General features: G+C 38.9%; 17 protein-coding genes and 2 pseudogenes. 2 read left to right on the top strand and 17 right to left on the bottom strand.

Going from position 1 to position 18,972, the window contains the following annotated elements; translation table 11 throughout:
- Nucleotides 1-145 precede the first annotated feature (145 nt).
- The 9 genes and pseudogenes from ABOA58_RS11050 to ABOA58_RS11010 form a co-directional block, all read right to left on the bottom strand.
- Complete coding sequence (locus ABOA58_RS11050) at nt 146-1,696, bottom strand: acyl-CoA carboxylase subunit beta (protein WP_350302323.1); 1,551 nt, start codon at nt 1,694-1,696, stop codon at nt 146-148.
- A gap of 38 nt (nt 1,697-1,734) precedes the next feature.
- Nucleotides 1,735-2,220, bottom strand: coding sequence for an acetyl-CoA carboxylase biotin carboxyl carrier protein (gene accB, locus ABOA58_RS11045; protein WP_350302322.1), 486 nt, complete (start codon nt 2,218-2,220; stop codon nt 1,735-1,737).
- A 175-nt stretch (nt 2,221-2,395) separates the two neighbouring features.
- Nucleotides 2,396-3,751 carry an acetyl-CoA carboxylase biotin carboxylase subunit gene (accC, locus tag ABOA58_RS11040; RefSeq protein WP_350302321.1) on the bottom strand — a complete coding sequence of 452 codons (1,356 nt, stop codon included), beginning with the start codon at nt 3,749-3,751 and terminating at the stop codon, nt 2,396-2,398.
- Nucleotides 3,752-3,867: 116 nt separating this feature from the next.
- Nucleotides 3,868-4,110 (bottom strand): annotated as a pseudogene (locus tag ABOA58_RS11035) (FAD-binding protein); the annotation flags it as partial.
- 208 nt (nt 4,111-4,318) lie between these two features.
- Nucleotides 4,319-4,543, bottom strand: coding sequence for an FAS1-like dehydratase domain-containing protein (locus ABOA58_RS11030; protein WP_350302320.1), 225 nt, complete (start codon nt 4,541-4,543; stop codon nt 4,319-4,321).
- 67 nt (nt 4,544-4,610) lie between these two features.
- Complete coding sequence (locus ABOA58_RS11025; RefSeq protein WP_350302319.1) at nt 4,611-5,753, bottom strand: acyl-CoA dehydrogenase; 1,143 nt, start codon at nt 5,751-5,753, stop codon at nt 4,611-4,613.
- Between the two features lie 140 nt (nt 5,754-5,893).
- On the bottom strand, nt 5,894-6,676 hold the full coding sequence (locus ABOA58_RS11020) for an SDR family NAD(P)-dependent oxidoreductase (RefSeq protein WP_350302318.1): 783 nt from the start codon (nt 6,674-6,676) through the stop codon (nt 5,894-5,896).
- 218 nt (nt 6,677-6,894) lie between these two features.
- Nucleotides 6,895-7,371, bottom strand: coding sequence for a 2,4'-dihydroxyacetophenone dioxygenase family protein (locus ABOA58_RS11015; protein ID WP_350302317.1), 477 nt, complete (start codon nt 7,369-7,371; stop codon nt 6,895-6,897).
- 188 nt (nt 7,372-7,559) lie between these two features.
- Nucleotides 7,560-8,348 (bottom strand): SDR family NAD(P)-dependent oxidoreductase, encoded by a 789-nt coding sequence (locus tag ABOA58_RS11010; RefSeq protein ID WP_350302316.1) that lies wholly within the window; start codon nt 8,346-8,348, stop codon nt 7,560-7,562.
- A 143-nt stretch (nt 8,349-8,491) separates the two neighbouring features.
- Between ABOA58_RS11010 and ABOA58_RS11005 the strand changes: the two genes are divergently transcribed.
- Entirely contained in the window at nt 8,492-9,397 is a 906-nt protein-coding gene (locus ABOA58_RS11005; protein WP_318290926.1) for a LysR family transcriptional regulator, read from the top strand.
- 211 nt (nt 9,398-9,608) lie between these two features.
- Here ABOA58_RS11005 and ABOA58_RS11000 read toward each other — a convergent pair.
- The 4 genes and pseudogenes from ABOA58_RS11000 to ABOA58_RS10985 all read right to left on the bottom strand — a co-directional run.
- Nucleotides 9,609-9,739 (bottom strand): annotated as a pseudogene (locus ABOA58_RS11000) (succinyl-CoA--3-ketoacid-CoA transferase); the annotation flags it as partial.
- A 537-nt stretch (nt 9,740-10,276) separates the two neighbouring features.
- Entirely contained in the window at nt 10,277-10,432 is a 156-nt protein-coding gene (locus ABOA58_RS10995) for a hypothetical protein (RefSeq protein WP_158226103.1), read from the bottom strand.
- 37 nt (nt 10,433-10,469) lie between these two features.
- The gene (locus tag ABOA58_RS10990; RefSeq protein WP_350302315.1) at nt 10,470-11,753 is read right to left on the bottom strand and encodes an MFS transporter; all 1,284 of its coding nucleotides are present in this window, start codon (nt 11,751-11,753) and stop codon (nt 10,470-10,472) included.
- Nucleotides 11,754-11,868: 115 nt separating this feature from the next.
- The gene (locus ABOA58_RS10985) at nt 11,869-12,924 is read right to left on the bottom strand and encodes a TauD/TfdA family dioxygenase (protein ID WP_350302314.1); all 1,056 of its coding nucleotides are present in this window, start codon (nt 12,922-12,924) and stop codon (nt 11,869-11,871) included.
- A 472-nt stretch (nt 12,925-13,396) separates the two neighbouring features.
- Here ABOA58_RS10985 and ABOA58_RS10980 point away from each other — a divergent pair, with 472 nt between their 5' ends.
- Nucleotides 13,397-14,170, top strand: a complete 774-nt coding sequence (locus tag ABOA58_RS10980) for an SDR family NAD(P)-dependent oxidoreductase (RefSeq protein ID WP_350302313.1) — start codon at nt 13,397-13,399, stop codon at nt 14,168-14,170.
- A 105-nt stretch (nt 14,171-14,275) separates the two neighbouring features.
- Here the strand turns inward: ABOA58_RS10980 and ABOA58_RS10975 are convergent, their stop codons facing one another.
- The 4 genes from ABOA58_RS10975 to ABOA58_RS10960 all read right to left on the bottom strand — a co-directional run bounded on the left by ABOA58_RS10975 (nt 14,276) and on the right by ABOA58_RS10960 (nt 18,966).
- Nucleotides 14,276-15,223, bottom strand: coding sequence for an alpha/beta hydrolase (locus ABOA58_RS10975; protein WP_350302312.1), 948 nt, complete (start codon nt 15,221-15,223; stop codon nt 14,276-14,278).
- Between the two features lie 135 nt (nt 15,224-15,358).
- On the bottom strand, nt 15,359-16,357 hold the full coding sequence (locus ABOA58_RS10970; RefSeq protein ID WP_350302311.1) for a TauD/TfdA family dioxygenase: 999 nt from the start codon (nt 16,355-16,357) through the stop codon (nt 15,359-15,361).
- A gap of 172 nt (nt 16,358-16,529) precedes the next feature.
- The gene (locus tag ABOA58_RS10965) at nt 16,530-17,822 is read right to left on the bottom strand and encodes an MFS transporter (protein ID WP_350302310.1); all 1,293 of its coding nucleotides are present in this window, start codon (nt 17,820-17,822) and stop codon (nt 16,530-16,532) included.
- A gap of 88 nt (nt 17,823-17,910) precedes the next feature.
- Entirely contained in the window at nt 17,911-18,966 is a 1,056-nt protein-coding gene (locus ABOA58_RS10960; protein WP_350302309.1) for a TauD/TfdA family dioxygenase, read from the bottom strand.
- Nucleotides 18,967-18,972 lie beyond the last annotated feature (6 nt).

Here is an 18,972-nt window from a genome sequence, read left to right as displayed (position 1 = left end):
TCCATTTTAAGTTGCGGTAAGCATCAATCACCATGCTATCGCTCTCTCCCTTCTAAACCATTTAACGGTAGGCGGTTTTTTCATTTGTCGTCTTTACACGTTTTTCTTCTATTAATATAGGTAGTTCATAACCTATAGAAAAGATTTATAAAGGGATATTTCCATGCCTTTTCTTAGGTAGTGCTTTCTTCTTGTTTTTTAGCATTTCCAATGCACTAGCGATACTTTTTCTCGTATCCCTCGGGTCAATTACATCATCAACAATGCCATTAGCTGATGCGACGTAAGGATTGGCAAACCGTTCGCGATATTCATTGATTTTTTCTTGCCTAAAGGCCTCCGGATCTATACTTTCACTAATCTCTTTTGCAAAAATGATATTGGCCGCTCCAGCTGGTCCCATAACCGCAATTTCTGCATTAGGCCAAGCAAATACTAAGTCTGCCCCGATTGCTTTACTGTTTAAGGCAACGTAAGCCCCACCATATGCTTTTCGAAGAATCACGGTAATTTTGGGAACCATAGCTTCCGAATAGGCATATAAAATTTTCGCTCCATGCCGGATTATCCCGCCATGCTCTTGTTGAATTCCTGGGATAAACCCACTCACGTCTTCAAATGTAATTAACGGAATCTTAAAGCAATCACAGAATCGGATAAAGCGAGCACATTTGTCAGATGAATCAATATCAAGGCCACCAGCCATCATCTTCGGATTATTTGCGATAATACCGACTGTATCGCCGTTTATACGGCCAAAGCCAACGACAATGTTTTTAGCGAATTTCGGCTGAACTTCCATGAAATTTTGATCATCGACAATTAAATGAATCACCTTACGAACGTCATAAACCTTCGTTCCATCAATCGGGACAACATCAAGTAGTTCATCGATTCTTTCATCTAAAGGAATATTATTTACTGGCTCTTTGTAAGGTGGCTTTTCTTCATAGTTTGATGGCAAGTAACCAATTAATCTCCTGACTTGGTTTAATACATCTTCTTCTGTTGGTCCAGTAAAATGGGCATTTCCACTAATTGTGGAATGAACGGACGCGCCACCTAGATCTTCACTATTAATTTTTGCTCCCGTTACCGACTCAATTACCTTTGGACCTGTAATAAACATTTGACTTGTTTTTTCTACCATGAAAACGAAATCTGTAATCGCAGGAGAATAAACAGCCCCCCCGGCACAGGGTCCCATAATCACGGATATTTGTGGGATTACGCCTGAATAAATGGAGTTTCGATAGAAAATGTGTCCATATCCGTCTAGTGATAAAACACCTTCTTGAATTCGTGCTCCACCTGAGTCATTTAACCCGACTATAGGTGCTCCATTCTCCGCTGCTAAGTCCATGATTTTGGTAATCTTCGTCGCATGCATTTCGCCAAGGGCTCCGCCGAAAACAGTAAAATCTTGAGCAAAAAGGAAAATGAGGCACCCACCAACCTTACCGTATCCTGTAACAACCCCTTCTCCAGGAGCCTCACTTGATCCATATTCAAGGCCGCGATTTTCTATGAATGGGTTTATTTCAACAAATGTTCCTTCATCCACTAATATTTCGATACGCTCTCTAGCAGTAAGCTTCCCGCGTTCATGCTGGGCATCAATCCGTGTATAACCGCCCCCCAGCTTCACTTTTTCCCGACGCTCTTCCATGATCTCGATTTTATCGAACATATCCATGCCGTGAGTCCTCTCCTATCATGTTTAAAGTTTATTGCTTATGCTGTTTTTACGAGGAACAAGGGCTGACCATATTCAACAACCTGACCGCTTTCCACAAAGATTTCAACAATTTCACCACTAACTTCCGCTTCCAGCTCATTCATAAGCTTCATGGCTTCCACAATACATAGCACTGTGTCTTCCTTTATTTGATCTCCCACTCTTACATAGACATCAGAATCAGGTGATGGAGCCGCATAAAATGTTCCCACCATTGGGGAAGTAATTTTATGAACCGATGTTTCCTCAGTCGATGATGTTTGTATTCCTTCCTGTTTTTGAATGGGGGCGGCTTCCACTTTCACAGGTGCGACAGGAATAGTCGCTGGGACTTGTGTTTCATCGATAAGCGCTACTTGTCCGACATTCATTTGTTTACTAATCGATATTTGCTGCTCATTTTCACCTTTAATCGTTAATTCTCCAATTGAAGAACGGTCCACTGCCCGAATTAATTCTTTAATGTCATTCATTTTAAACATAATAAAAACTCCTTCTATAATTTATTTTCTGTTATTTTTTCTTACTCATTTCAGATTTCTCAGTCCCGATTATCCGGTCAATCTCATCAACAATTCCCAAAAATTGTTTTTTCACCATTACCTCTTCTCTTTACTAAATAAGCTAGTGCTACTGAATACTTCAAATCACTACTAGTTACTTAGTGGAAGCCGTTAAATCATTCATCTCTAAAAATTTCGTGTTAAAATTACCAGCTTTAAAATCCCGATGTTCTAATAAGCGAAGGTGGAAAGCGATTGTTGTATCAATTCCTTCAATGACGAACTCGCTTAAGGCTCGCTTCATCCTTGCAATTGCTTCTTCCCGATTCTTTCCATGTACGATTAATTTGGCAATCATCGAATCATAAAATGGTGAGATCGTATATTCTGGATAAACTGCGCTATCGACTCGGATTCCAAATCCACCTGGAGGTAGGTATAATCGAATTTTCCCAGGGGATGGCATAAAGTTTTTATCAGGATTTTCTGCATTAATCCGGCATTCGATGGCCCAACCATTGATATGAATATCTTCTTGTTTGACAGATAGCCTATGACCTGAGGCAACTAGTAATTGTTCTTTGATTAGGTCTACTCCTGTTATAAGTTCTGTAACTGGGTGTTCAACTTGAATACGGGTATTCATTTCCATAAAGTAAAAGTTTTTATGTTTATCTAGTAAAAATTCAATCGTCCCTGCACCTGAATATTGTACGGCCTTCGCGGCTTTTAATGCCGCCTCACCCATTTTCGTCCTTAGTTCTTCATCAAGTGCAGGGGATGGCGCTTCTTCAATTAGCTTTTGATGGCGTCTCTGGATTGAGCAATCACGTTCCCCTAAGTGCACGACATTACCAAAGGAATCACCCATAATTTGGATTTCAATATGTCGAGGCTCTTCAATGTACTTTTCTAAATAAACACCTGCATTACCAAAAGCTGTAGCTGCTTCTTGCTGCGCCATTGAAATTGCTTTTTTTAACTCTTCCTCGCATTCAGCAACCCGCATCCCTTTTCCACCACCACCAGCAGTGGCTTTAACAATAACGGGATACCCGATACTTCTTGCTATAAACTCAGCTTCCTCAATGTCTTCAATAATCCCATCCGTACCTGGAACAATTGGTACGCCAGCGGCTTCCATCGTTTCCCTCGCTACCGCTTTCGCCCCCATCTTACTGATTGCCTCAGGTGATGGACCAATAAAAATGATATCGTTTTCAATACATATATTAGCAAACTCCGCACTTTCTGCTAAAAATCCATAGCCAGGATGGATAGCATCTGCATGTGATACTTGAGCAACCATTAACAAATTTGTCATATTCAAGTAGCTCTTGGATGATAGATGTGGTCCAATGCAATAAGCTTCATCTGCTAGACGTACATGCAGAGCTTCACGGTCTGCTTCAGAATATACAGCGACTGTTGATATCCCCATTTCCTTACACGCCCTAATGACACGGACAGCAATTTCTCCTCGATTAGCAATAAGAACCTTTTTAAACATATCCAGTTTCCTTTCCAAAAGTGTTGTCTATCAATTATTCCATTGATAGCAGATTTTTTATTGAGAAGAGATGCACTTATTAATCAGGAGTAATACATGTTCTATTCCAGATCTGTTTAAGGATTTACTAATACTTTTCTAATTTCCCTCGTTATAAGCGGAATCAACTCAAACAAATCCCCCACATTACCGCAGTCCGCTACTTGAAAAATATAGGCTTCGGGATCTTTGTTAATCTCAGCGAGAACTTTAGAGTCAGATACCCCGGCTAAATGCTGAGTGGCACCTGAAATTCCACAAGCAATGGACAAATCAAGGTTTACGACTTTTCCAGTCTGACCGATTTGAAGTGAATAATCTCAATATTCAGCACCTGCACATCCGCCAATTCCTCAAGCGGTTGTGTTCCATCAATTCGGGTCGGCAACGAGCTATAAGGTTGGATTTACAAATCGCTTCATGGCAAAACCGCTTCAAAAATTCCAGAGACTTTTATGTCACCTTCACTGTTTTATACCTGTACTTTACCCACAACTACGTTATCAGCCCTTTTTCTCTACCACTTTGTCAACAAACCTCCATTTTCTCTTGAAAGCCATAACTGCCATGGTAATCAATGATTTGCAAGAAAGTGAGCGGAACAGGAGTACCATCATAACCGGCATCCTTAGCTGACCCCAGGCTGTAGAAAAATGGGTTATCATCTCCTATTGCAATCATCAATTCTTTTATTTTTCCTTTTCCCACTGTCACGCTGTATGGCTCTAACTCGTGCACAAGTATATCTTTCACGTTTGCAAGCCCATTCGCCGGTTTTTAATTGATTACCATTCCTGTTTTCGTTAATTTTGAGTTTTTTCTATGCTTTAAGCAGATTTCCGGCAATAACAAGACGCTGAATCTCTTGCGTCCCTTCATAGATTTGGGTGATTTTAGCATCTCTCATATATCGTTCTACCGGGTATTCCCTTGTGTATCCATATCCGCCGAATACTTGAACAGCCTCCACCGCTACTTCCATGGCAGTGTCTCCAGCAAATAGTTTGGACATGGCAGAGTGAAGTCCGTAAGGAACTCCTTGATCCTCACGCCAAGCTGCCTGATATGTCAATAAACGGGCAGCTTCAATTTTTGTGGCCATATCGGCTAATTTGAATTGAATAGCTTGAAGTGAGCTAATCGTTTTGCCAAATTGGACGCGATCCTTTGCAAATGCGACAGCTTTATCAAATGCCCCTTGAGCGATTCCAACAGCTTGGGATGCGATTCCGTTCCTACCGCCGTCGAGAGTCATCATGGCAATCTGGAACCCTTCACCCACTTGGCCTAAAAGATTGTCCTTTGGAACGCGGCAGTCCTCAAAAATGACCTCTGTCGTGGCGGAAGAGCGAATGCCTAGCTTTTTTTCCTTCTTTCCTACCGAGAAACCTGGGAAGCCCTTTTCCACAATAAACGCAGATATGCCTTTATGCTTTAGTGTCGAGTTGGTCTGTGCGAAAACGATATAAGTGTCGGCATAGCCTCCGTTGGTGATAAAAATCTTCGATCCGTTTAAGAGCCATTCATCTCCGTCTAGAACGGCTGTTGTTCTCATTCCACTGGCATCAGATCCGGATCCAGATTCCGTCAAGCAATACGCACCCATGTTTTTTCCTTCCGCCATTGCCCGTAAATATTTTTGCTTTTGATGTTCCGTTCCAAACTTGTAAACCGGCCATCCGGCTAACGATGTATGTGCGGAAAGTGCGGTCCCAATTGAAGCGTCCACCCGAGACAATTCCTCTACCGTGATCACATAACTCAAGTAATCGGCACCTGCACCTCCGTACTCTTCTGGCCAAGGTATGCCGCATAAACCAAGTTCCGCCAGCTTGTGCCAAATCTTGATATCAAAATATTCCTCTTCATCACGTTGAGCAGCAGTAGGTTCACATTCGTTTAGAGCAAACTCTCGCACCATTTTTTGCATCATCTGATGTTCCTTAGATAATAAAAAATTCATTATTAATCCCCTTTTTTGATTTCATTATTCCAAACATGATTTCTTCAGAAAAACTATGTAAGCCATTTGTCATCGTAAATCTATAAAGATACTACTTTTAAAAGCTCCAAACCTTGTCAAGTATAGGACTTTAATGCTTTTTACACTTTTTGTTCGATAAGCTTTCGGGAATAGATGGTTACCCATTTCCTTGGCAGCAATCCCACAGATTTAGCCATGAGTTTATTTTTAAAGCCTGGAATGATCACAGTTTTATCCTTCATTAACCCTTCATATCCGCACTTGGCAACAACTTGAGGTTCTATTAAGTTCTTAATGAAAATTTTTGTTCTTGTTGAAGCTAACCCTTGCGTAAGCGGCGTTTTGGTTGAAGGGGGACATAATACAGAAGCTTGAACTCCGGTTCCTTTAAGTTCTTCCGCAATTGCTTCCGTAAAGAATAAGACGTAAGATTTGCTGGCCCCATACATCGACATCCGTGGGGTTGGCTGAAAGGCTGCTGTTGAAGCCACGTTTAAAATTTTACCTTGCTTTCGTTTCACCATGTCATCCGCAATAAGTCTTGTCAAATACGTGAGAGAGATCATGTTGAGCTGCAGGTATTCCATTTCTTTTTGAATATCCAATTCCGTCATCAACCCTAATCCGCCAGCTCCAGCATTATTAATCAAAATATCAATGTCGATTCCTTCGCTTTTCAAGTATCGATGCAAGCCCTCTACCGTTGTATAACTGCTCAAATCGCCGGCAAAAGTATTTACTTGCACGCCATATTCCTTTTTTAAACTCTCGGCTTGTTGGCCCAACAACACCGAATCTCTGGCAACTAATACCAAGTTGTAACATTGCTCTGCAAAAACTTTTGTGAATTCATATCCAATCCCTTTTGTAGCACCAGTAATCAAAACCGTCTCTGCTGTCATTTATCATTATTCCTCCTAACGTTATTTTTTATTAAATGAGAATATTAAAAATTTTTAAAATATTATCATATTAACGATTATACTTATAAGTTTTAATTAAATAAAATTAAAAATTTTAATATATAAATTATTATTATTAATATCAAAAGAGATAGCCCAGAAAAAAGAGAAGCCTCTTCGTCATTGGACGCCGGGCTTCTCTTTTTTTATAAATCTAACTAAAATTTAGTCACATCAATTGGTTCAATTCCTTCAGCCGCACAATGTTCATAGTATTTTCTCAGGAATGTTTCCCAATTGTCTCTGGCAACAATTTCTCCTTCTTCACCCAAATAGTCCAATGTTCCTTCTACAATATTGAAGGTGATAACATCTTCATCCCCTACAGCTATCGGCGTATGTTTGGAGCCTGCAGGCTCATAAACCATGTCACCAGGTTTGGAGATCCAAGGCTCCTCGAGATATCTCCAAGTCCCTTGGACGGTATAAACAATGACTGTTCCAGGATGGAAATGGGCCGGAAGCTGCATTTTCGCAGGAACACATAACAACGTAACCGTCTGTCCTGTCACAGGGTTGGCTTTAAGCAATTTAAATTTCGCATCTCCAAAATATGGAATCCAAGGCAATTCATCTACACTAACATTACCTGCATGAAATACTTCTACTTCTTTTACATCTTTTAAATTACTCACTTAAAATCCCCTCTTTCAATAAATATTTATTAAATTCGCTTATTGTTTTTCTTTCATCAACAAGCAAATTAAATAGTTTCAAATTTGTTATTTTCAGTATATTCTTAATTATCAATTAAGTAAAATCGATATTTTTTAATTGCAATTAAGTATGATTAATTTACGCAACCACCTTATTTGGATAAAATTTACTTAGCCCCAAGTCCACCATCAAGAGTCAATATATGTCCAGTACAATAATCAGATGCTGCTGAAGCAAAGTAAAGGAGTGCACCTACCAAATCATTGTCACTGCCTAATCTTCTAACTGGAACTTGTGAAGCGATGAAAGGGCCTGCTTTGTGTACAAGTGTTCCCGGTATTTCTGGGTTATTCATTCCTGTAGTGAAAACTCCAGGAGCAATTGAATTTACATACACTCCATGCCGGCCCCACTTAACTGCTAGATCCTTCGTTAAAGTCATGACTGCACCCTTACTGGTTGTATATCCGACAGAATCCACAGCTTCCGGGTCAACACCTTTAAAGCCGATACTAGAAGAAATATTAATGATTTTACCGTATTCGTTGTTAATCATATGTTTTCCAACTGCCTGACACATCAAGAATGTTCCTGTCAAATTTGTATCCAGCATAGCTTGCCATTGTTCTAAAGGCATATCCGTAGCAGGTGACTCAAAAACTGTTCCGCTGCTGTTGACTAAAATTTCGATTTTTCCAAAATGAGTTACCGCTTTTTCTACACCTTGAACGACTGATTCCCGATCTGTGACATCCAATGATAGAACAAGTGCCTGTCTTCCTAACGCCTCGATTTCTTTTACAACTGCTTCGCAAACTTCTAAACGCCGTGAACATACAACAACGTTTGCTCCGGCTTCTGCCAACGCCAGTGCCATTACACGACCTAACCCGCTGCCGCCTCCGGTAACGATTGCTGTCTTACCATTTAAATCAAACAATTGGTTTAATGACATTCTAGTTCCCCTCCTGTTTTTTTGAATATTCAAAGATTTTAAAATATTATTGATATTGATTATACTAATAAATTATAATTAAATAAAATTAAAGATTTTAATGTGGTAAGTAAGTATTACTAATATTAAAAAGGAGAACAGTCATGAATATTGAACAATTACTATATATCGTAGAAGTCGCAAAATATAGTTCTCTGTCTATCGCAGCACAGAATCTACATGTGACCCAATCCAACATCAGCCAGTCCATAACCAACTTGGAAAAGGAGTTGGGGATTAAAGTTCTTAAGCGGTCACGGGGACACGGCGCTGTCCCAACCGATGAAGGAAGAATCATTTTGAAACTCGCCTATGAAGTACAAAAAAAACTTGAGGAAATAAAAGAGACTGCTAACTTATTGAATTCCACGGAAGTGGGGGAACTAAAAATTTCGTCATTACCTGGATTGATGACGTTCCTGGTAAAAGCGATAGCATCGTTTAGACATGATTATCCGCACGTAAATTTGGAGGTTTCCGATAAAAGTGGATCTGCTGTAATTGGAGATGTTCGACAGCACAAGACTGACATTGGACTGATTACGTATTCAAGTGATTTGAACATAAACATGGAAGGAATAGCTTTTGAAGCATTAATCGAAGGGAAGCAGAAAGTATATGTTTCTAAGCATTCTCCCTTAGCCATCCTTGGTACTATAACTCCGCATGATATACTTGATCAAACTCTCGTGACATATAAGGGTGAATTTATGCAGTATTTTGTACAAGAATTCTTTCATAAATATAAGCCCTTGAAAATCTTATTTACTTCAAATAATATGGATGGAGTTCTCCAAGCAGTCAATGAAAATTTGGCAATTACATTTGCTCCTGATTTCGTAATGAAAAACTATCCCCTTATCATTAATGGCGATATCGTTCCAATTGATTTGGTGTATCACCCGACTGTAAATATTTCTTTAGGATTAGTTCGTTCAGAGAATAAACATTTGTCCAGTTTTGCCAACAAATATATTCATTATTTAAAATCAGAAATCATTAAGAATTAAAAGAAAAAAAGAGAAGGCTCTTCGTCTCAAGGTGGCGAAAAGCTTCTCTTCTTTAAAATCTATCTCTACCCTAACAGACATTAGCAGTGTTATCTCTTTACCTTTTAATAGAAGCCTTTTGGCGATCCCCTTCACCACTTGTCTTTTCCATCACTTCATCAAGTGAAACACCTTCTTGAGTTTCAGCAAGAAACATTCCCTCAGTAAAATCAACAAGCTCTACTTCCAATTCTCCACTTAAAAATTGCTTTTCAAAGAACTTGTTCTCACCTACTATTTTCTTAATCTTTTTATTGGTAAGCAGTGACCCCATTCCCAATCATCCACCCCACAATTGTTACTGCCCGCCTTTCTAACTCTTCCAGTTTTTTAGAAACTCATTTTCTGCTTCAAGGAATTTGATTCACGCTTCGGCATTCTTAAGTTGACCCTCTACAAACAGTGGCTTGGAAGAAGGGCGTCTTATACTTCCTTTTCCACTGTGTTCCGTAAGAAAAGCCTTCCTCACCAAACCCTTTCAAAGGTATCATACCAGCGATGTAGACAACGCTTAGGTTGTTCCTTACCAATTATTTCGAAATTAAATCCATGTTCCAAGAAAATTTGAGAGGGGGATTTCCCCTTATTCTATTCCTTAACAGCTTTTGTTTTAAATTCATGATTTTAGGAGATAGGCCGCTCTGAAGCACTTATGATAGTTGGATTCTTTTTAAGTTCTTTAATCCGAAATTCAGAGTATATATATTCTTTCTCATGGAAATCCTCCTTCCATACTCTTTAAACCTATTGAACAAAGAAAACCCGGATAAGGGACACTTTTTTATGTGTGTCCGTTATCCGGGGTATAGTTCAAATCCTGTTACGAAACTACTGAATTATTTAATCCTCAACTTCAATATGATCATCAGCGTAAGTCTCGGTTATCTTATCCTGACAACTCCAGCACTTGCTGCGATTTCGCTCCATAATAGCTAATTCTTCACGACACAATACACAACAGTCCATCTCAGAAACGGCCTTTTCATTTTTACACATAGTTTATTTCCCTCCTTGATTCACCTATTAATGATTTTTATACAATAACTTGTTCCTCAGGTTTTATCTGATTTTGGTTCACAGGACGGACAATGGCCCAAAACAATAATCCGATTACGAACATGACCAAAGAAGTTACTTGGAAGCCATAACCATATCCAATTGCCTCTGTTCCTGCATACTGGATAAAATACCCGAATATGAGAGGAGCAATAATGCTTGTTGAACTTGATAGAGCCACATAGGTCCCTTGAGCCTTTCCAATGTTTTTGGGAGAAAATAATTCCATTAATATGGCGGGTGCGAGTGAAAGAATAACAATCGCAAAACCCGGAGCAAGGATGAAGAATAGAATGGAAATAGAACTAGAATTAAAGGCATTTGCAAGAAATAAACAAATAGCGGATAGCACCATCGTAATCCCTGCAACATTTATTCGTGCTTTACGAATATCTCCTGTTTTGCGATAAAGCCAATCCGATAACAAGGCAAATACAATTTGGCAAAGGGCAGCAAAAAGAAAAGGTAAAGACACTGCAAGTTTTAACATTTTTCCATCAAAACGTTTAATTTCGGTAAAATATGCAGGAAACCATACAGCTTGAACGGACAATAACCAATAGGCACAGCCTGCACACAAAACGATAAAAATAAAATTTTTAGATAATAGATACGGAAGAAACTGACGCCAAGAAACATTAGAAGAAATTATTGAGTGCTTATCTTCTTGATCAAAAGTATACGAACCGATTTCTTTTGGGCTTTCTTTTCCAAGAATCAACCATAAAACTAGCACCATTAGTCCAACAATTCCCATGGCTATAAAAGCAGATCTCCATCCATATCCATTGATCAAGGAGATTAATAATGGCGAAGCAATCGCGGGCCCGATTGTTGCTCCAAAGAGAACAGCACCAAAGCCTATACCATGTCTATGTTTAGGGAACCATTTACCTATTATTGAAGTTGATATAGCAACTGCAGGACCTTCTCCTGCTCCCAAGACCATTCTTGTCAAAACTAGCAGAGACAGACTGGAAACAAAAGGAGTGGTAAATTGAACAATCAACCAGATAAACGAGATCCAAGTAAACATTTTTTTCGTATTTCTTGAATCGGCCATTCCCCCTAGAATGAAAGATGAAAAGGTAAAGAACCAAAAAAACGAACTCCCGACAATTCCCCATTGTGAAGGACTTAAATGTAACTCTTTCATTAGAGGAACAGAAACCAAACCAATGATGATCTTATCAACCTGGTTGATCATACCTGAAGCTACAAGAATTAATAATATGATCCAAGAATATTTAGGTGTTTTCAAATTAATAATCTCCCCTTCTATCCCGTTAACATGAATCAATTGGTGTTTTAAAAGTTTTTAAAGGTAAATCTTCCGTGTTAAACCTTGTCTAAACTCTTTATATTTATTAATTCCATTACCTCATCTTATCTACAATACCTCCAACTGTTTTTTCATGTACCGGAATACCGCCGCGACCCGCTTTACCTGTTTTCTCATCAATGAACATCGCGAAGTCTGGCGCAATTTCTCGCCCATTTGGCATCGTGAGCCATAATCTTAATAAATGACGTTTGCGTTCAGGTTCTTCATAGTCTTCGTATACAGTACGTGAATGAAGAACAGAATAATTATTAACAAATTGCATATCACCCGGTTCCATCATCATATCAATATGCATGTTTTCATCATATAAGAGGGAATCTATTAAGTCATATGCTTCAGTTTCAACTTTTGACAAATATCTCCCTGTTTTCGCTTGTGCCGATTCGACATACCCGCGGTTATATCTGCAGCTTAATTTACCTTCGTAATAACTAAAGACTGGTGATGAATAAACAGGAGATTCACCTGGTGTTTCCTCACCACGACGATCAAAAAAATATGGAAGATAAAGAATTCCAAGATACTCTGGGTACCTATCCAGAATTTCATTGTAAACGGCGATGGAACTTACGATACTACTGTAACCTCCAGATTTAGCTTTTCGAAGGCTTAATAATCCGACTACGTCAGAACCATCTGGGTGAAAGGGAAGATGAGCATTCGTTTGGTAACCACGTACATTTGAATCATTAATGTCGAGACCTTGGTCAACAACATGCCCTAATAGATCACCTTTTGCGTTTTGCGTTACCGGGATGCCCAGGTGGACTCCGATACCCCAGTATATGATGCTTGCTTCTTCATCTGTATACTTTTCAATTGGTAAGCCACGAATTAATAGAAAACCTCTCCCATTTTCCAGCTCGTTTATAAAATAAGCTATTTCGTCAGAAAGATCCGGAATTGGAAAGTCCTCCTTGTTAAAATCAGGTGCCTTTAACCCTTTTTGTTTTACATAAAATAAAGCGCTTTCAAGATTTGCAATCGTTTTCTCTGACAAATAATAAATCCATGAATCATCTTTTGCTATCTCAATACCTTTCCAAGCTACTGGTCCTTGAATTTTTTTCTTTAAAATAGACGGCAACGAGAACCCTCCTTCGTTTTCTATGGCAATCAATTTTAACTAAAGTACTTAATGAAAAAGTTTGGGCTGTTTTCCTACTTTAAAAGCGACTGCCTCTATCTTTCACACCCTTATACAAACAATTATTGTTTAATTAATGATGTTCCTTGTCCCCCCCTTCATTTCCGTTGAAGCGCTTTAAATAACTTCTGACTGTTATAAATGTTATACCGTTAATTATATTCATAATTTTCAGTTAAATAAAATTAAAATTTTTAATCTGCAAATCATCTTTACTAATAAATGGAAAATAATACACCTTTGTAAATGACAATCGTTCAACACATTAATATAACTTAAGTGTAATTAAAAATTTTTAATTTTATATAATTATCATTTATAGGTAGAATCAAAGATAGAAATGATTAAATATTCTAACAAATAACTTTCAAGCAGAGGTAATACAAGTTAATTCGAAACAGGAGGTTGAACTATGGACTTAAAATTATCTGGAAAAAAAGCACTTATCGTTGGAGGAAGCAGGGGGATTGGCAAAGCTATTGCCCGTCAGTTGGCTTTGGAAGGTGTTGATTGTACGATTTGTTCAAGAAACGAATCTTCACTAAAGAATGCAGCAGACGAATTGGCAAAAGAAACCAACAGAAGTATTTATCCAATCGTGGCAGATACTAATGATCCTGACTCTATCCTTAATTTAGTTGAAAAAACAGCAGCAGTAATGGGGAGCATTGATATTTTAATCAACAGTGGGGCCCGTGTTGGAGGCCATGAACCAGAGGAATTTAATAGCATTAAAGATGAACTTATCCTGAAAGATTTTGAAGAAAAGTATTTGGGCTATTTTCGTTGTATCCGGGCTGTTGCTCCTTATATGATTCAAAATAATTGGGGACGTATTATCAATATAAGTGGTCTGGCAGCTAGAATAGGCGGCAATTATTTTAGTTCCGGACCTCGTAATGCGTCTGTTGTCCATATGACAAAATCCGCATCATTAGAATTAGGAAAGCACGAAATTACTGTCAATGCTGTTTATCCAGGGATTGTCGATACTGAAACGTTTAGAGGCCGTGTCACTAATGAGGAAGCTATACGCCAGGCAGCATCAATGAATGCCCTCGGCCGCATGATTACACCAGAGGAAATTGCTTATGTCGTTACCTTCCTAGCTTCACCTTTGGCGGCATCGATAACTGGCGATGTCATTTCGGTAACCGGTGGAATTGGAAATACCGTTTATTACTAAATGCCTAGGGTTACTATTGATATTGTTTCGTTTGTAAAATTAAATAGGTTATTTTAAGCGAGCCTCACTAAATTCTGAGGCTCGCTTCATTTAAAACATTTTCTTTCAATCTATCCCAATTGTATATTTTAAGGAACTCAAGAACTTCTCGATCCTAGAAACAGTCAATTCTATGTTCTTTGAGAAAATATCCATTTGTACAAAAAATCCGTGGACCATCCCTGGTTCACATCCATATTCAACTTGAACACCAAAATCTTTCAGACGTTCAGCATAGGCCATTCCTTCATCCCGAAGCACATCATTTTCCGCTGTAATAACCATTGCTGGCGGGAGACCACTCAAATCTTGAGCTACCAAGGGGGAAGCATACTCATTACATCTGTCCTCACTATTCCTTAAATAATGATCACGGAACCAAATCAACTGTTCGCGATCAAGACCAAATCCTTTTGCAAAGGTTCGATGGGATTCCGTATTGAACTCAAGATTTGTCGCAGGATAGATTAAGACCTGTGCAGTGATGTTTGGACCTTTTTTGTTTCTAGCCATCATCGTAATTACAGTAGCTAGATTTCCACCTACGCTATCCCCTCCAACTACCAATCGAGAAACTTCTCCGTTAAATGAAGGCCCATTTTCAAAAACCCATTGCAATGCGGAATAGGCGTCTTCTACTGGAGTCGGAAACTTATACTCTGGAGAAAGACGATAGTTTACGGATACAACGATACTTTCCGTTCGATTCGCTATCATTCGGCAGCTAGCATCCGATGTTTCAATGTCTCCTAGAACCCATCCTCCACCATGGTAGTAAATAAATAGAGGGAAAGGACCTTGCCCTTCCGGTATATATACCCTGCATTTGATTGTTTCATCCTGGCTTACCGGAATCTTGAATTCCTCAACTTTCGAAAGCGGTTCCAGTTTTACGGCAGAACGCGGTGCTTTAGAAAGCATCTCTCTCACTGACTTATGATCCATCGTATGAATAGATGGCAGCTGATTAAATGCTTGTAAATATTTTTCTGCTTGCGGATCTAAATTTGCCAAAAAACATCATCCTCACTTCAGTTTTTTTAAAAAATTAACCAGTTAAAGAAACATAAAATGGTGATTTTATTCATTATTTTCGTTGAATAAAATCACCATACAAGAAATATTGGTGATTACTATTACCACCGGTTTTTATCTAATTACAGGTGCTCCTCCTATATAAAACTCGAAACCAGGAGCAATTTTTCGGCCATTTGGCATCATGAGCCACAATCTTAATAAATGACGTTTGCGGTCTTCTTCTTCATAATCTACAAATAGTGTACGTGAATGAAAAACAGTATAATTATTAACGAATTGCATATCACCCGGTTCCATCATCATATCAATATGAAAGTTTTTATCAGCAGTAAGGGAATCTATATAATTAAATGCTTCGATTTCCTCTTTCGACAAAGAGATACCTGTTTTCGTTTGTGCTGATTCGACATACTGACGTATATATCTACAGCTTAATTTACCATCGTAATAGCTAAAGACCGGTGATGGAACTACGGGAGATTGACCTGGTGCCTCTTCCCCACGAAGATCATGGGCGAATGGACGATAGAGAATTTCAAGATACTCTGGGTGATTATCCAGAATTTCATTATAGATAGACATCGCACTAGCGATACTGCTTAAACCACCAGATTTCGCTTTACGAAGACATAGTAATCCGACAACATCAGCGAGATCTGTGTGATAGTCAAGACGTACATTCGTTTGGTAACCTCTTACTGTTGTATTATCATTAAAGTCTTTACCCATATTTTTGATATGCCCCAAGAGGTCACCCTTTTTTTCTTGAATGATCGGTAGGCCCAAGTGGAGTCCAAGACCCCAGTAAATGATACTAGCTTCATCGTCGGTATATTGATCCATTGGTAATCCACGAATCAATAGAAATCCTCTCCCATTCTCCAGCTCATCAACAAAATAAGCAATTTCATCAGTGAGATCAGGAATAGGGAAATCCTCCTTGTTAAAATTGGGAGCCTTTAACCCTTTTTGTTGAACATGTAATACAGCCTTGTCTAGAGCTGCAAGGGTTTTCTCTGACAAATAATAAATCCATGAATCATCTTTTGCAAGTTCGATACCTTTCCACGCTGAACGCCCTTGAATTTTTTCCTTTAAAATAACTGACATACATATTCCTCCTTTATATTTGTTATACCGCTGTAATCGACCGAATATTTTGAATTTAAAGTTTATGGTACACTTATTAATTATTCATTAAATGACTATCATTTGTAACTTATAATTAAGTTAAACTAATATAATCTTACTAAGAATCTTTTCAATCTACGTTTTATATCACTTAAATGCTCACATGCTCATCTGTTTCATTTATTGTGTGGCTTTCTTTTGCGGGACGTACACAGATCCAAAACAATAATCCGATTATGAGCATCCCTAAAGAAGAGGCTTGAAATGCGTATCCATATCCGATAGCTTCAGTCTCCGCATTTTGAATAAAATAGCCAAATACGAGTGGAGCAATAATACTTGTAATACTCGCAAGTGCAATGAACGTCCCTTGTGCCTTTCCAATATTTTGAGGAGAAAAAAACTCCATCAATATTGCGGGTGCGAGTGAAAGAATGACATACGCAAAACCAGGAGCAAGGGTGAAGAACAATATGGACATCGCCGTGGAATTCGCGGCATTTGCTAGGTATAAGCATAAAGCGGATAACATCATCGTTATACCGGCAAGATTTATTCGTGCTTTACGAATATCTCCGGTCTTACGATAGAGCCGATCTGATAGAATGGCAAATCCTAATTGGAAAAAGGCTGCAAAAAGAAAAGGTAAAGACACGGCTAATTTTAATGTTTGACCATTAAAATGTTGAATTTTGGTGAAATAGGCTGGAAGCCATACCGCTTGTACGGACAATAACCAATAGGCACACCCCCCGCACAGAACGATCAGAATAAAATTTTTAGATATCAGATGCGGAAGAAACTGACTCCAAGAAACTTTAGAGAGTCTAGATGATTGCTGCTCCTTATGCTGTATCGACGGAAAGCCGATTTCTTCAGGACTTTCTTTACCGAAAATCATCCATAAAACCAGCACAATCAGTCCCAGAATACCCATCGCTATAAATGCAGATCTCCATCCATAATGATCAATCAAGGAGATTAATAATGGTGAAGCGATCGCAGATCCTCCGGTCGTTCCTAATAGAACCGCACCAAAGCCGATGCCGTGCCTATGTTTCGGGAACCATTTTCCCATGATTGCCGTGGATAGAGCGGGGGCAGGACCTTCACCAGCTCCCAAAATCATTCTGGTTAACAAAAGCATGGACAAACCGCTAACGAAAGGGGTAACAAATTGAACTATCAACCAAATCAAGGACATCCAAGTTAACATTTTTTTTGTGTTTTTTGAATCTGCCATGCCGCCAAGAATAATAGATGAGAAGGTAAAGAACCAAAAGAAAGAACTCCCTACGACTCCCCATTGCGTTGGACTTAAATGTAACTCTTTCATTAAAGGAACTGAAACCAAGCCAATAATTATTTTATCCACTTGGTTGATCATCCCGCTAAGAACAAGAAATAATAAGATAATCCAAGAATACTTTGGAGTGCTTGTCATGTGAATCCCCCACGTTTTACTATATAAGGAACACCTTTTTCTGAGTTCTTAAAAGGTGTTCCGACTCGTTCTTAACGTTTTATAAAAATCACTTCAGGGTTTCTACAATACCGCCAGATGTTGTTTTACGTTGCGGTACGCCGCCGCGACCTGGTTTACCAGTATTCTCATCAATAAACATCGCGAATTCAGGGGAAATTTCCCGACCATTTGGCATTGTGAGCCACAATCTTAAAAGATGACGTTTGCGTTCCGGCTCCTCATAGTCTTCGTATTGAGTACGTGAGTGCAGAATCGTATAATTATTGACGAACTGCATATCCCCCGGCTCCAACATCATGTTATAATGCAAATTCTCATCATGAAGGAGGGAATCCAGTAAGTCTAATGCTTCAATTTCCACTTTCGACAATTGGATGCCAGTTTTTGCTTGTGCTGATTCGATAAATAAACGGACATATCTACAGCTCAGTTTACCATCAAAATAATTAAAGATTGATGATTTAAATACTGGAGGTTCTCCCGGAGCTTCCTCTCCACGGCGATCAAAGAAAAATGGACGACAGAGAACTCCTAGATATTCCGGGTTCTTCTCCAAAATTTCATTGTAAACAGTCATCGAACTTATGATACTGCTGTGCCCTCCAGATTTCCCTTTTCGCAGGCTTAATAATCCAACAACATCAGATCCATCTGCATGAAATGGAAGATGCAGTTTCGTTTGGTAACCACGTACATTAGAATTTTCTAAGCTAAAACCTTGATCTTTGACGTGCCCTAAGAGGTCACCATTTGCGTTTTGCGATACCGGAATGCCCAAGTGAAGTCCGAGACCCCAGTAAATGATGCTTACATCTTCATCTGTATACCTTTCAATAGGTAATCCACGAATTAATAGGAACCCTCTCCCATTCTCCAGCTCTTCAACAAAGTAAACGATTTCTTCATATAAATCAGGAATCGGAAAATCCTCTTTGCTAAAATCAGGTGCTTTTAATCCCTTTTGTTTAACATGAACCAAAGCGTTCTCAAGAGAGGCAATCGTTTTTTCAGACAAATAATAAACCCATGAATCATCTTTTGCCAGCTCAGTGCCTTTCCACGCTACTTGCCCTTTTACTTTTTCCTTTAAAATGGTTGACATAATTAT

Origin of the sequence: Peribacillus frigoritolerans, assembly GCF_040250305.1 — a bacterium.
Taxonomy (GTDB): domain Bacteria; phylum Bacillota; class Bacilli; order Bacillales; family DSM-1321; genus Peribacillus.
The sequence above is the reverse complement of the archived record's forward strand: the minus strand, read 5'-3'. Positions and strand labels throughout refer to the sequence as shown.

Coding starts and splice junctions, on each gene's coding strand:
- ABOA58_RS11050 (WP_350302323.1), bottom strand. CDS start 1,696: ATGGATATGTTCGATAAAATCGAGATCATGGAAGAGCGTCGGGAAAAA.
- accB (WP_350302322.1), bottom strand. CDS start 2,220: ATGTTTAAAATGAATGACATTAAAGAATTAATTCGGGCAGTGGACCGT.
- accC (WP_350302321.1), bottom strand. CDS start 3,751: ATGTTTAAAAAGGTTCTTATTGCTAATCGAGGAGAAATTGCTGTCCGT.
- ABOA58_RS11025 (WP_350302319.1), bottom strand. CDS start 5,753: ATGAATTTTTTATTATCTAAGGAACATCAGATGATGCAAAAAATGGTG.
- ABOA58_RS11020 (WP_350302318.1), bottom strand. CDS start 6,676: ATGACAGCAGAGACGGTTTTGATTACTGGTGCTACAAAAGGGATTGGA.
- ABOA58_RS11010 (WP_350302316.1), bottom strand. CDS start 8,348: ATGTCATTAAACCAATTGTTTGATTTAAATGGTAAGACAGCAATCGTT.
- ABOA58_RS11005 (WP_318290926.1), top strand. CDS start 8,492: ATGAATATTGAACAATTACTATATATCGTAGAAGTCGCAAAATATAGT.
- ABOA58_RS10995 (WP_158226103.1), bottom strand. CDS start 10,432: ATGTGTAAAAATGAAAAGGCCGTTTCTGAGATGGACTGTTGTGTATTG.
- ABOA58_RS10980 (WP_350302313.1), top strand. CDS start 13,397: ATGGACTTAAAATTATCTGGAAAAAAAGCACTTATCGTTGGAGGAAGC.
- ABOA58_RS10970 (WP_350302311.1), bottom strand. CDS start 16,357: ATGTCAGTTATTTTAAAGGAAAAAATTCAAGGGCGTTCAGCGTGGAAA.
- ABOA58_RS10965 (WP_350302310.1), bottom strand. CDS start 17,822: ATGACAAGCACTCCAAAGTATTCTTGGATTATCTTATTATTTCTTGTT.
- ABOA58_RS10960 (WP_350302309.1), bottom strand. CDS start 18,966: ATGTCAACCATTTTAAAGGAAAAAGTAAAAGGGCAAGTAGCGTGGAAA.